Origin of the sequence: Reyranella sp. (assembly GCF_052439685.1) — a bacterium.
In the GTDB taxonomy this organism is placed as follows: Bacteria; Pseudomonadota; Alphaproteobacteria; order Reyranellales; family Reyranellaceae; genus Reyranella.
In genome coordinates this window covers 47,395-60,044 of the sequence record NZ_JBQVQG010000016.1, presented here as the reverse complement: position 1 = coordinate 60,044, position 12,650 = coordinate 47,395, and the positions used below count along the sequence as shown (strand labels likewise).

The 12,650-nt window shown below is 66.6% G+C and carries 11 protein-coding genes; 7 read left to right on the top strand and 4 right to left on the bottom strand.

Annotated features, from left to right (window positions below):
• Positions 1-147 precede the first annotated feature (147 nt).
• The 6 genes from sucC (at position 148) to ACT6UX_RS19545 (ending at position 8,256) form a co-directional block, all read left to right on the top strand.
• The gene (gene sucC, locus ACT6UX_RS19570) at positions 148-1,344 is read left to right on the top strand and encodes an ADP-forming succinate--CoA ligase subunit beta (RefSeq protein ID WP_444776822.1); all 1,197 of its coding nucleotides are present in this window, start codon (positions 148-150) and stop codon (positions 1,342-1,344) included.
• The gene (gene sucD / locus ACT6UX_RS19565; protein WP_444776821.1) at positions 1,344-2,219 is read left to right on the top strand and encodes a succinate--CoA ligase subunit alpha; all 876 of its coding nucleotides are present in this window, start codon (positions 1,344-1,346) and stop codon (positions 2,217-2,219) included. The genes sucC and sucD overlap by 1 nt, the downstream gene beginning before the upstream one ends.
• Before the next feature lie 65 nt (positions 2,220-2,284).
• Entirely contained in the window at positions 2,285-5,185 is a 2,901-nt protein-coding gene (locus ACT6UX_RS19560) for a 2-oxoglutarate dehydrogenase E1 component (RefSeq protein WP_444776820.1), read from the top strand.
• Between the two features lie 26 nt (positions 5,186-5,211).
• Positions 5,212-6,444, top strand: a complete 1,233-nt coding sequence (gene odhB, locus ACT6UX_RS19555; RefSeq protein WP_444776819.1) for a 2-oxoglutarate dehydrogenase complex dihydrolipoyllysine-residue succinyltransferase — start codon at positions 5,212-5,214, stop codon at positions 6,442-6,444.
• A gap of 126 nt (positions 6,445-6,570) precedes the next feature.
• The gene (gene lpdA / locus ACT6UX_RS19550; protein ID WP_444776818.1) at positions 6,571-7,983 is read left to right on the top strand and encodes a dihydrolipoyl dehydrogenase; all 1,413 of its coding nucleotides are present in this window, start codon (positions 6,571-6,573) and stop codon (positions 7,981-7,983) included.
• Positions 7,984-7,989: 6 nt separating this feature from the next.
• Positions 7,990-8,256, top strand: a complete 267-nt coding sequence (locus tag ACT6UX_RS19545; protein WP_425067908.1) for a hypothetical protein — start codon at positions 7,990-7,992, stop codon at positions 8,254-8,256.
• 3 nt (positions 8,257-8,259) lie between these two features.
• Here the strand turns inward: ACT6UX_RS19545 and ACT6UX_RS19540 are convergent, their stop codons facing one another.
• From ACT6UX_RS19540 to ACT6UX_RS19530, 3 genes are all read right to left on the bottom strand, one after another.
• On the bottom strand, positions 8,260-9,045 hold the full coding sequence (locus tag ACT6UX_RS19540) for an anti-sigma factor family protein (protein WP_444776817.1): 786 nt from the start codon (positions 9,043-9,045) through the stop codon (positions 8,260-8,262).
• Positions 9,042-9,548: a sigma-70 family RNA polymerase sigma factor gene (locus ACT6UX_RS19535; RefSeq protein ID WP_444776816.1), complete on the bottom strand. Its 507-nt coding sequence runs from the start codon at positions 9,546-9,548 to the stop codon at positions 9,042-9,044. The genes ACT6UX_RS19540 and ACT6UX_RS19535 overlap by 4 nt, the downstream gene beginning before the upstream one ends.
• Before the next feature lie 62 nt (positions 9,549-9,610).
• Entirely contained in the window at positions 9,611-9,997 is a 387-nt protein-coding gene (locus tag ACT6UX_RS19530) for a COG4315 family predicted lipoprotein (protein WP_444776815.1), read from the bottom strand.
• 188 nt (positions 9,998-10,185) lie between these two features.
• On the opposite strand from ACT6UX_RS19530, the gene ACT6UX_RS19525 reads away from it, so the two are divergent.
• Positions 10,186-11,943, top strand: coding sequence for a cation:proton antiporter domain-containing protein (locus ACT6UX_RS19525; protein ID WP_444776814.1), 1,758 nt, complete (start codon positions 10,186-10,188; stop codon positions 11,941-11,943).
• A gap of 10 nt (positions 11,944-11,953) precedes the next feature.
• On the opposite strand, the gene ACT6UX_RS19520 is transcribed toward ACT6UX_RS19525, so the two are convergent.
• Positions 11,954-12,634 (bottom strand): site-2 protease family protein, encoded by a 681-nt coding sequence (locus tag ACT6UX_RS19520; protein ID WP_444776813.1) that lies wholly within the window; start codon positions 12,632-12,634, stop codon positions 11,954-11,956.
• Between the last annotated feature and the right edge of the window lie 16 nt (positions 12,635-12,650).

Genomic DNA, 12,650 nt, shown 5'->3' with positions numbered 1-12,650 from the left:
TTCGACTTTAGTCGAGCGACCGCAAACGTTCATCAGTCCATCGTTGCCAAGGGCCTGCGGCGCTCATAAAGTGCCGCATCCCTTGGTCAGTTGCGTTTGAAAACTGAGAGGCCGCGTGTCCGACGCACTCCCAAACGATAGGACCCCATGAATATCCACGAGTATCAGGCCAAGGCACTGCTGGCCAAATTCGCGATCCCCCTTCTCAAGGGCGGCGTTGCCTACACCAAAGACGAGGCGATGGAGGTCGCGCGCAAGCTGGGCGGTCCCGTTACCGTCGTGAAGGCGCAGATCCATGCCGGCGGGCGCGGCAAGGGTCACTTCAAGGCTGACCCGGGCGGCAAGGGCGGCGTCCGCCTCGCGAAGTCGGTCGACGAGGTCGGCACGCACGCGGCGGCGATGCTCGGCCAGGATCTCGTGACCAAGCAGACCGGCCCGACCGGTCGCACCGTGCAGCGCCTCTACGTCGAGGACGGCTGCGACATCAAGCGTGAGCTGTATCTCTCGATGCTGGTGGACCGTGCCGTCGGCCGCATCTCCGTCGTCGCCTCGACCGAGGGCGGCATGGACATCGAGACCGTGGCGCACGAGACGCCCGACAGGATCGTCACCCAGGCGATCGACCCGGCTGCCGGATACCAGGCCTATCAGGGCCGCAAGATCGCCTTCGCGCTGGGCCTCACCGGCAAGCAGGTCGGTGCCTTCACGGCGCTGCTGGGCAATCTTTATCGCGCCTATGTCGATCTCGACGCCTCGCTGATCGAAATCAATCCGCTGGTCGTCACCGGTGCCGGCGACATCGTGGCCCTCGATGCCAAGATGAACTTCGACGACAACGCCCTCTACCGTCACAAGGATCTTGAGGAGTTGCGCGACGTCGACGAGGAGGACCCGGCCGAGACCGAGGCCGCCAAGTACGCGCTGAACTACGTGAAACTCGACGGCCAGATCGGCTGCATGGTGAACGGCGCGGGCCTCGCGATGGCCACCATGGACATCATCAAGCTCTACGGTTCGGAGCCCGCCAACTTCCTCGACGTCGGCGGCGGCGCCACCAAGGAGCGCGTGACGGCCGCGTTCAAGATCATCCTCAAGGATCCCAACGTCGAGGGCATCCTGGTCAACATCTTCGGCGGCATCATGCGCTGCGACGTGATCGCCGAAGGCGTCGTCGCCGCGGCGCGCGAGGTCAACCTGCACGTGCCGCTGGTCGTCCGGCTGGAAGGCACGAACGTCGACCTCGGCAAGAAGATCCTTAAGGAATCGGGGCTCAAGATCACCTCGGCGGAGAACCTCGCGGACGCCGCCGAGAAGATCGTCAAGGCCGTCAAGGAGAACAACTGATGGCCGTCCTGGTCGACAAGAACACCAAGGTCATCTGCCAGGGCATCACCGGCTCGCAGGGTACCTTCCACTCCGAACAGGCGATCGCCTACGGCACAAAGATGGTCGGTGGTGTGACGCCGGGTAAAGGCGGCACCAAGCATCTCGACCTGCCGGTGTTCGACACCGTTGCGGAGGCCGTCGAGAAGACCGGCTGCAACGCGTCGGTGATCTACGTTCCGCCGCCCTTCGCCGCCGATTCGATCCTCGAGGCGATCGACGCGGAGATCCCGCTGATCGTCTGCATCACCGAGGGCATCCCGGTGAACGACATGGTCAAGGTGAAGCGCGCGCTCACCGCCTCCAGGTCGCGGCTGATCGGCCCGAACTGCCCGGGCGTGATCACGCCGGGCGAGTGCAAGATCGGCATCATGCCGGGCCACATCCACAAGCGCGGCAAGATCGGCATCGTGTCGCGCTCCGGCACCCTGACCTACGAGGCGGTGGCGCAGACCACGGCCGCGGGTCTCGGCCAGACGACCTGCATCGGCATCGGTGGCGATCCGGTGAACGGGACCAACTTCGTCGAGTGCCTCGACATGTTCATCCGCGATCCCGAGACCGAGGGCATCGTGATGATCGGCGAGATCGGCGGCGACGCCGAGGTGAAGGGCGCAGAGTTCCTCAAGGCGTCCGGAACGAAGAAGCCCGTGGTGGGTTTCATCGCCGGCCGTACGGCTCCTCCGGGACGTCGCATGGGCCATGCCGGCGCCGTGATCTCGGGCGGCAACGACACCGCCGAGTTCAAGGTCGACGCCATGCGCAAGGCCGGCATCAGGGTTGCGGAGTCACCCGCGGCTTTGGGCGAGGAAATGCTTAAGGCCATGAAGGGCTGACAAGCGGGATTGCCGCCCAGCCTCAGCCAGGCGGCCAGCAAAGACAGGCCAAGGAGTATCGGGCCATGAGAGCAGAACAGACATCGTTCCTGTTCGGCGCCAACGCGCCATTCATCGAGGAGCTCTACGCGCGCTACCTCGAGGATGCCTCGTCGGTCGACGCCGAGTGGCAGACCTTCTTCGGTGCGCTGGCCGAGCAGGCGGGTGACGTGCTGGCCGAGGTGCGCGGCGCCTCCTGGGCGCCCAATGGCGCGCGGGTGATCGGCGCCGTCGATCCCGATGCCGTTCCGACCCCGGCCAACCGCAACATGAAGGGCGGGAAGGCGGCGGCTGCCCCGTCCGCCATGGCCGGCAAGACCGAGCAGGAGATCCGCGACGCCGCGCAGGACACGGCGCGTGCGCTGATGCTGGTCCGAGCCTATCGCATCCGCGGCCATCTGGCGGCCGATCTCGATCCGCTGGGGCTCGTGCGCCAGGCGCCGCATCGCGAGCTCGATCCCGCGACCTACGGCTTTACCGAAGCCGACTGGGACCGTCCGATCCTGATCTTCGGCTCGCTGGCGCTGGGCGAATCGGCGACGCTGCGCCAGATCATGGAGCGGCTGCGCAAGACCTATTGCGGCAAGATCGGCGTCGAGTTCATGCACATCTCCGATCCCGACCAGAAGGCGTGGATCCAGGAGCGCATCGAGCATATCGAGAACCACACCGAATTCACGGTCACCGGCCGCAAGATGATCCTGGAGAGGGTGGGCGAGGCCGAGGGTCTCGAGCGCTACCTGCATGTGAAGTTCGTGGGCACCAAGCGCTTCGGCCTCGATGGCGGCGAATCGCTGATCCCCGGCATCGAGCAGATCCTGAAGCGCGGCGGCCAGCTCGGCGTCAAGGAAGTGATGCTCGGCATGCCGCATCGCGGCCGCCTCAACACCCTCGTGCACGTCATGCACAAGAGCTACACGGCGCTGTTCTCCGAGTTCCAGGGCCGCTCCTCGCAGCCTGAGGAGATGCGCGGCTCGGGCGACGTGAAGTACCATCTCGGCGCCTCGGCCGATCGTGAGTTCGACGGCAATGTGATCCATCTCTCGCTGTCGCCCAACCCCTCGCATCTCGAGGCGGTGAACCCGGTCGTCCTCGGAAAGGCGCGCGCCAAGGAAGACCAGCGCGGCGACACCGAGCGCAGTCAGGTCATGTGCATCCTGATGCACGGCGACGCGGCGTTCGCGGGTCAGGGGCTGGTGGCGGAGGGGCTCGATCTGTCCGATCTCGCGGGCTACCGCATCGGCGGCACCATCCATTTCATCGTGAACAACCAGATCGGCTTCACGACCCTGCCGACTGAATCGCGCTCCGGCCCCTACTGCACGGAAGTCGCCAAGATCGTGCAGGCGCCGATCCTGCACGTGAACGGTGACGATCCCGAGGCCGTGGTTCACGTCTCGCGCATCGCGACCGAGTTCCGCCAGCACTTCAAGCGCGACATCGTCATCGACATGTTCTGCTACCGCCGGCACGGTCACAACGAGGGTGACGAGCCGATGTTCACCCAGCCGCTGATGTACCAGAAGATCGGCGCACATCGTTCGGTGAAGGAAGTCTATGCAGCGGCCCTCGAGGCCGAGGGCGTGGTGACGGCCGAGGAAGTCGCCGCGATGGATGCGGCGTTGCGCGAGAAGCTCGACAAGGCGCTCGAGGCCGCGACCAACTACAAGCCGAACAAGGCCGACTGGCTCGAGGGCAAGTGGGCAGGCTTCACGGTCGCGCCGGGCGAGGAGGATCGCAAGGGCGTAACCGGTGTCGAGTTCGACCGGCTGAAGGCGGTCGGACAGGCGATCTCCGAGGCGCCGAAGGGCTTCGAGCTCAACCGCAAGATCGTCCGCCAGCTCCAGGAGAAGCGCAAGACGATCGACACCGGCGAGAACATCGACTGGTCGACCGGTGAAGCGCTGGCCTTCGGCACGCTGCTCGCGGAAGGCACGCCGGTGCGTCTCAGCGGCCAGGATTCCGGCCGCGGCACCTTCTCCCAGCGCCATTCGGTGCTGGTCGACCAGGCGAGTGAGGCCAAGTACATCCCGCTCAATCACGTGGCGGACGGGCAGGCCCGTTTCGAGGTGATCGACAGCCCGCTGAACGAGGCGGGCGTGCTCGGCTTCGAATACGGTTACTCGCTGGCCGAGCCCAACGCGCTCGTCCTGTGGGAGGCGCAGTTCGGCGACTTCGCCAACGGCGCGCAGGTCATCATCGACCAGTTCATCTGCTCGGGCGAGAGCAAGTGGCTGCGCATGTCGGGGCTCGTCATGCTGCTGCCGCACGGCTACGAAGGCCAGGGACCGGAGCACAGTTCCGCGCGCCTCGAGCGCTACCTGCAGCTCTCCGCCGAGGACAACTGGCAGGTCGTCAATCCGACGACTCCCGCCAACTACTTCCACGCGCTGCGCCGGCAGATGCGCCGCACCTTCCGCAAGCCGCTGGTGGTGATGACGCCGAAGTCGCTGCTGCGTCACAAGGATTGCGTCTCGACCCTGGCCGAATTCGGGCCGGGCAGTTCGTTCCGCCGCATCCTCGCCGAGACCGACCAGCTCGTGGACGACGCCAAGGTGCGGCGCGTGATCCTGTGCTCGGGCAAGGTCTATTTCGATCTCGTCGCCGAGCGCCGCAAGCGCAAGATCGACGACATCGCCATTCTGCGAATCGAGCAGCTCTATCCCTTCCCGTTCACGCGGCTGGGCGTGCGGCTCTCGCAGTATCCGAATGCCGACGTCGTATGGTGTCAGGAGGAGCCCGAGAACATGGGCGCCTGGCATTTCGTCGACCGCCGGATCGAACGCGCGCTGGCCGGCATCGAGACGAAGGCGAAGCGGCCGGTCTACATCGGCCGCCCCGAGGCGGCGTCGCCCGCCACGGGATCCGCGCGCACCCATGTCAAGGAACAGGCCGATCTGGTCGACCGCGCTCTCACCGTCGGTTGAGCGCGGCTAGAGGAGGGATTTTAGTCATGGCCGTCGAGATCAAGGTTCCGGCTCTGGGCGAATCGGTCACCGAGGCGACCGTTGCCAAGTGGCTGGTGAAGGCGGGCGACAAGGTTGCCGTCGACCAGCCGCTTTGCGAGCTCGAGACCGACAAGGTCACCGTCGAGGTGAATGCGAGCGTTGCCGGCACCATCGCCGACATCGCGGTGGAAGAGGGCGCGTCCGTCCAGGTGGGTGGCATTCTCTGCCACATCGAGGCCGGCGCCGGGGCAGCCAGCGCGCCCGCACCGAAGGCCGCCGCGCCCGCCGCTCCCAAGCCCGCCGCCGCTCCTGCACCGGCGCCCGCTGCCGCGGCTCCCGCCGGCGCCAATCTGGCGGCCTCGGGACCTGCCGCGCGCAAGCTCGCCGAGGAGAAGGGCGTTCCTGCGTCCGCCATCCAGCCGACCGGCAAGGATGGCCGCGCCACCAAGGAAGACGTGCTGGCGGCAATCTCGTCGATCCCGGCCGCCGGTGCGCCGGCGGCGAAGCCGGCTGCACCCGCCGGTCCGCGCCAGAAGGCGGACCGTGAGGAGCGGGTGAAGATGACGCGGCTGCGCCGCACCATCGCCAACCGCCTCAAGGAGGCGCAGAACACCGCCGCCATGCTCACCACCTTCAACGAGGTGGACATGACTGCGGTGATGGCGATGCGCGAGCGGCTGAAGGACGATTTCGAGAAGAAGCACGGCGCTCGCCTCGGCTTCATGTCGTTCTTCGTGAAGGCCTGCATCGCGGGGCTCAAGGAGCTGCCCGCGGTCAACGCCGAGATCGAAGGCGAGGAGATCGTCTACAAGAACTATTACGACATCGGTGTCGCCGTCGGCTCGCCGCAGGGCCTGGTCGTCCCGGTGCTGCGTGACGCCGACGTGCTGGACTTTGCCGGTATCGAGAAGGGCATCGGCGATCTCGGCCGCAAGGCGCGCGACGGCAAGCTGTCGATCGCCGACCTGACGGGTGGCACGTTCACCATCTCCAACGGTGGCGTCTATGGGTCGCTGATGTCGACGCCGATCCTGAACCCGCCGCAGTCGGCCATCCTCGGCATGCACAAGATCCAGCAGCGGCCCATGGTGGTCGGCGGCGAGATCAAGGCGCGGCCGATGATGTATCTCGCTTTGTCCTACGACCATCGCATCATCGACGGCCGCGAGGCCGTGCTGTTCCTGGTCAAGGTCAAGGAAGGCATCGAGGACCCCGAGCGCCTGCTGCTCGGCGTCTAGGACGGACGACGATTGCCTCGCTCTCGGTGTCATCCCGAGCGCAGCGAGGACCCTTAATCGGGCGCCGCGAAAGGTCCCTCGCTGCGCTCGGGATGACACTGAAAGTGGACCAGCCGGTGTAGTGCCATGGCCAACGAATCCTTTGATCTCGTCGTGATCGGCGCCGGCCCGGGCGGCTATGTCGCCGCCATCCGCGCTTCGCAGCTCGGCCTGAAGGTCGCCGTGGTCGAGAAGCGTGCGACGCTCGGCGGCACCTGCCTCAACGTCGGCTGCATTCCCTCCAAGGCGCTGCTGCAGTCCTCGCATCTGTTCGAGGAAGCCGGCCACGATCTCGCCACGCACGGCGTCGTCGTGGCGGCGCCGAAGCTCGACTTCGCCCAGCTCATGAAGCGCAAGGGCGAGGTCGTCGAGGCGACCACCAAGGGCGTCGCCTTCCTGTTCAAGAAGAACAAGATCGCCTCCTATACCGGCGCGGGCCGCATCGAGGCGGCGGGCTCCGTCGCGGTGCTGGGCGACGACGGCGCGGTGAAGGACACGCTGTCGGCGAAGAACATCCTGATCGCCACCGGCTCGGAAGTGACACCGCTGCCCGGCGTCACGATCGACGAGAAGAAGATCGTCTCCTCGACCGGCGCGCTGGAACTCAACGAGGTGCCGAAGCGCCTGGTCGTGGTCGGCGCCGGCATCATCGGGCTGGAACTCGGCTCGGTGTGGCGTCGCCTCGGCGCCGAGGTGACAGTGGTCGAGTTCCTCGACCGCATCACGCCCGGCGTCGACGACGAGGTCACCAAGTTCCTGCAGCGCACGCTCGCCAAGCAGGGCCTGAAGTTCAAGCTCGGCGCCAAGGTCACCAAGGCCGAGACGACGGATGCTGGCGTGACGCTCACGGTCGAACCCGCGAAGGGCGGCGAATCGGAGACGCTCGAAGCCGATGTGGTGCTGGTCTCGATCGGTCGTCGGCCCTATGTCGCGGGCCTCGGCCTCGACAAGGTCGGCGTCAAGATGACCGAGCGCGGCCGCATCGCCGTCGATGGTCATTTCCAGACCTCGGTGCCGGGCATCTATGCGATCGGCGACGTGATCGACGGGCCGATGCTCGCGCACAAGGCGAGCGAGGACGGCGTGGCCTGCGTCGAGACGCTCGCGGGTCAGAAGGGACACGTGAACTGGGATCTCGTGCCCTCGATCATCTACACCCAGCCGGAAGTGGCCTGGGTCGGCAAGACCGAGGAACAACTGAAAGCGGCCGGCGTTGCCTACAAGGTCGGCAAGTATCCGTTCACCGCCGACCCGCGCAGCCGTGCGAACGGCGCCACGGAGGGGTTCGTGAAGGTTCTGGCCGACAAGGCGAGCGACAAGGTGCTGGGCGTCCACATCTTCGGCGCCGAGGCCGGGACGATGATCGCGGAAGCTGCGATGGCGATGGAGTTCTCCGCCTCGGCTGAAGATATCGGCCGCGTCTGCCACGCCCATCCCACGGTAAACGAGGCGCTCAAGGAAGCCGCCCTCGCCGCCTGGGACAAGCCGATCCATCTGTAGGACCGCATGCGCAAGCCCCTGATGGCGCTTGCGATCGTCGCCTGCCTGATCATGTCGGTGGTGGGCGGCTTCATCCCGCTTCTGCAGGGCTGGATTTTCTTCGTGCTCGCCCTTTATCTGCTGGCGACCGAATTCGAAACCGGCCGCCGATGGGTGACGTCGGCGCGCCGCCGCTGGCCCAAGCTCGACGAATGGATCGTCAAGGCTCGCGACCACAAATGGGCGCCGAGCCATCTCAAGAAGTTCGAAGATCACACCGATCCGACGAAGTAGCCGTCAGCTTTTGCCCTCGAAGCCGCGATAGACGGCCTCGGCAATCGGCAGCAGCTCCTCGCGGGTGGCCGTTGCGGTGACGGCAAAGCCGAAGCCCTGGTCGATCCAGGCGAAGGTCGAGGCCTCGCCTTCCTTCTGGAAACGGAAGGCGGTCTCCGATCCATCGGCCGCGCGCACGTAGATGGTGAGCCGCTTGCCGCTCGCATCGTCGTACATGAGCTGAGCGGCGGCACCAGTGCCGCCCGGCAGCAGGCGACCCCCCATCAGCCTGTAGCCGAAGGGCGAGAGGTCGGGCGCGGCGAGCTTCCGCCCGAGCCGCTTGGAGAGCCACTGCAGCAGGTGCGCCTCCTGCTGCACGCCGACTTCGACCGGATGGGCGACCTCGACCACGAACGTGCGATAGGCGGCATGGGCGCCCTGAGCCACGCTGGCGGTCGGTGGAGGCGCCAGCGGTGCGGGTCCAATGGTGTTGGCAAACCAGCCTGCCGTCGCGCCGGCCACGAAGAGCGCGACCGCGGCAGCGGCGCCGGCTCCGCTCCGTAGCCAGAAAGTGCGTCGCGCGGCCCGCAAGGAGGCGATCCGCAGCCGGGCGGGAATGGGCTCGGCGAACTTGGCGTCGAGGCGGCTGCGCAACATGGCGCGCTGCCGGCGTTCCAGGGCGACGCGCTCGGCGAGTTCGGGAGAGGCGGCCAGATGCGCCTCGACGGCCGCGCGGCGCTCGCCGCCCAGCCGTTCGTCGACGAAGGCCTGCAGCTCGTCCTCGCCGATCGAAAACTCCTTCCCCGTCATTTCACTCTCCGCAGGAACGTCGTCCGCCCGGTCTCCAGCAGCGCGCGCAGTCGCTGGCGGCCGCGCGACAGGCGCGACATCACCGTGCCCGCAGGCACGCCCATGACCCGGGCCGCGTCGTCGTAGGAAAGATCCTCGACACCCACCAGCAGAAGCAGCGACTTCTGTTCTTCCGGCAGCTGGTCGAGCGCCGCCAGGATGTCCTGGACCTCGATGCCGCTCTCCTGCTGCGCGGCACTCGACGGCATCGTCGCCTCTTCGAATTCGACATGGGCGCCGCGTCGGCGGCCCTGACGCAATGCCGAGACGTACAGGTTGCGCTGGATGGTGAAGAGCCAGGCCCTGAGGTCGCCGTCGCTCCGCCGCAGCGTCCAGCGAGACAGCGCGCGCTCCAGAGTGTCCTGCACCAGATCGTCGGCGGCATCGTGGTCGCGCACCAGCGCATAGGCGTAGCGGCGCAACGCCGGGATCAGCGGTTCGAGCAGGGCTTCCGCATCGGCCATCGGATTACTCTACAGGAAGATGGCGCCAGCCGGACCGGGACCGGCGCCAATTCCCACCATCGTTACTTGGCGATGTGCCAGGCGCCGTTCAGGAAGCCGTCGCCCGTCTTGTCGCCGGCTTTGGTGTCCTTGGCGAAGGCATAGACCGGCTTGCCCTTGTAGGCCCACTGCTTCAGCCCGTCGTCGCGGGTGATGATCGTCCAGTCGCCGGTGGCCTTGGCGCCGTCGGCCGCGAGGGCCGGCGGCCAGTTGGTGGCGCACGGACCGTTGCAAACCGACTTGCCCGGCGTCGCGTCCTTGTCGAACGTGTAGAGCGTCATGCCGCTCGCCGTGACGAACATGCCGCTCTTCATCGCGGGCGGTGTGGCCGAGGCGGGCTCGGCGGCGAAAGCGGTGCCGGCGGCAAGAATAGCCAGGGCGGCGGTGGCGGCGAGGATCGACTTCAACATTTTCTGACTCCCATGCAGTTGTGGTCTGCAGAGGAGAGACGCCCGACGCGGTTCGTTTATTCCCCGGCGGAGTCCGAAAATCTTCGCGGCATGCGGAGCGGCGGCGAGCTCGGATGCACAAGAGGTGCAAATCCGGCTCAGGCTCTCTAGAATGATCTCCTTCCCGAAACAGCCGACGGACTTCGAACGTGCATCACGAAGCGACGTTGATTGCCACCATCGCCATTGGCTTCGTGCTCGCCTTCGGCTTCGGCTATGTCGCCGACCGGCTGCGGCTGCCACCGCTCGTCGGCTATCTCGTCGCCGGGATCCTGATCGGTCCCTACACGCCGGGCTTCGTGGCGGATGCCGGGCTCTCGTCGCAGCTCGCCGAAGTGGGCGTGATCCTGCTGATGTTCGGCGTTGGCCTGCATTTCTCCGCTTCCGATCTCCTCGCCGTGAAAGGCATCGCCATACCGGGTGCCATCGGCCAGATCGTGCTGGCGACCCTGCTCGGCATCGGCCTGTGTTCGCTGTGGGGCTGGAGCTTCGGCACCGGCCTCGTGATCGGGCTCAGCCTGTCGGTCGCGAGCACGGTCGTGCTTCTGAAGGCGCTGGAGGAGCGCAACATGGTCGACAGTCCCAATGGAAGGGTCGCGGTCGGCTGGCTGATCGTCGAGGATCTCGCGATGGTGCTGGCGCTGGTGCTGCTGCCGGCCTTCGCCGAGGTGCTGGGCGGCAAGCCGATCCAGGGCCATGCCCCGTCGGACATGCCGATCGCGCTGGAGCTGGCCATCACCCTGTCCAAGGTCGCGGCCTTCGCCGTCATCGCCATCCTGATCGGGCCGAAGGTGGTGCCTTGGATGCTGGCCCGCGTCGCCCGCACCGGCTCGCGCGAACTGTTCACCCTCTCGGTTCTCGCGGTGGCGCTGGGCATTGCCTACGGCTCGGCGCACATCTTCGGTGTTTCGTTCGCGCTCGGCGCCTTCTTCGCGGGCGTGGTGCTGAGCGAATCCTCGTTCAGCCACAAGGCGGCCGCCGACTCGCTGCCTCTTCAGGACGCTTTCTCGGTCCTGTTCTTCGTCTCGGTCGGCATGCTGTTCGATCCGACGATCCTCTACCGTTCGCCTGGCGCCGTGCTCTCGGTGCTGGCCCTGATCATCTTCGGCAAGTCGCTGATCGCCTTCGCCATCATCATGCTGCTGCGCTATCCGATCGGCACCGGCCTCGTCGTGTCGGCGAGCCTGGCGCAGATCGGCGAGTTCTCCTTCATCCTGATCGCGCTCGGCATCTCGGCCGGGCTCGTGCCCAACGAAGGCCGGGATCTCGTGGTCGGTGGCGCGCTCTTCTCGATCATGCTGAACCCGCTGGTCTTCCATGCCGTCGGGCTGCTCCAGAAACGGATCGGCCGCCCGGCCGGCGCCGCCTTCTACGGCCAGCGCCACTACGAAGCGCTGGGTCGCCAGCTCGCGATCATCAAGGCCCGGCAGGAAGAGCGCTCGAAGGCTCAGGACCTCAAACTGAACAGTCTCCTCGAATTGTTTCCGATGCTGCAGCTCGTCGAGCGGCAGGATCAGGAATCGCTTCTGCTGATGTTCCGTCCGAAATCGGCCTCTCCGGGCGACCGTGTCATTCGCGCCGGCGATCGCGCCGACGGCATGTACTTCATCTCGTCGGGGGCGGTCGAAGTGCACGTTGCCGACCGGGTGATCCGCCTCGAAGCCGGCGCCTATTTCGGTGAGATGGCGCTGCTGACCGGCGAGCGTCGCACCGCCGACGTGATCGCCGTCGACTTCTGCCAATTCCTCGTGCTCGACCGGCGCGACTTCAACCAGTTCATGGCGCGCCATCCCGGCGTCCGCGCCGCCGTCGCCAGTATCGCCGAGGAACGCCAGGCGATGAACCTCGCACCACCGCAGGGCAACGGCGCGGATGAGCCCGCGGAGGCGAGCGACGTCCGAACCTGAGACCGAGGGATCAGCCGTTGCCGGTGACGCGGATGACCAGTTCGACCAGCCAGGCGACGGGTGCGCTCAGCAGCCAGCCGATGACGTTCAGGTCGACGCCGAGTTGATTGCCGATCAGTGGCAGGATGAAGATCAGGCCGAGCAGGATCGGCATGCCGAAGCGCTCCAGCCGAGCGAGCGGTCGGGCGAGACTCTCGGGCAGCAGCCCGACGGCGACGCGCCCGCCATCCAGCGGCGGCAGCGGCACCATGTTGAACACGGCGAGCAGCACGTTGATCAGGATCGCATTCTCGATGTTGCGGATCGCCCAGGCCGCGGCAGCCGGTGGCAGCAGGATGGCGACATGCGCCAGCAGGCCCGCTGCCAGCGCCATGGCGACGTTCGTCGCCGGTCCGGCGGCGGCGACCCACACCATGTCGCGCTTGGGATTGTTCAGTGCCCGGAAGTTCACCGGCACCGGCTTGGCGTAGCCGAACAGGAACGGCGCACGCAGGAAGATCAGCAGACCCGGCAGCAGGATCGTGCCCACCGGGTCGATGTGCTTGAACGGATTGAGGGTGACGCGCCCGAGCTGCCAGGCCGTTTTGTCGCCGAAGCGCAGCGCGACGAAGCCGTGCGCCGCCTCATGCAGCGTGATGGCGAGAAGGGCCGGGATTACCCAGGTGGAGATGGTGTAGATCGTGTCGCTCACGTGCAATCCGCCTGTT

Bases quoted from the DNA above. Each gene is read 5' to 3' on its own strand.
- sucC (WP_444776822.1), top strand. From the start codon at position 148: ATGAATATCCACGAGTATCAGGCCAAGGCACTGCTGGCCAAATTCGCG.
- sucD (WP_444776821.1), top strand. From the start codon at position 1,344: ATGGCCGTCCTGGTCGACAAGAACACCAAGGTCATCTGCCAGGGCATC.
- ACT6UX_RS19560 (WP_444776820.1), top strand. From the start codon at position 2,285: ATGAGAGCAGAACAGACATCGTTCCTGTTCGGCGCCAACGCGCCATTC.
- odhB (WP_444776819.1), top strand. From the start codon at position 5,212: ATGGCCGTCGAGATCAAGGTTCCGGCTCTGGGCGAATCGGTCACCGAG.
- lpdA (WP_444776818.1), top strand. From the start codon at position 6,571: ATGGCCAACGAATCCTTTGATCTCGTCGTGATCGGCGCCGGCCCGGGC.
- ACT6UX_RS19545 (WP_425067908.1), top strand. From the start codon at position 7,990: ATGCGCAAGCCCCTGATGGCGCTTGCGATCGTCGCCTGCCTGATCATG.
- ACT6UX_RS19540 (WP_444776817.1), bottom strand. From the start codon at position 9,045: ATGACGGGGAAGGAGTTTTCGATCGGCGAGGACGAGCTGCAGGCCTTC.
- ACT6UX_RS19535 (WP_444776816.1), bottom strand. From the start codon at position 9,548: ATGGCCGATGCGGAAGCCCTGCTCGAACCGCTGATCCCGGCGTTGCGC.
- ACT6UX_RS19530 (WP_444776815.1), bottom strand. From the start codon at position 9,997: ATGTTGAAGTCGATCCTCGCCGCCACCGCCGCCCTGGCTATTCTTGCC.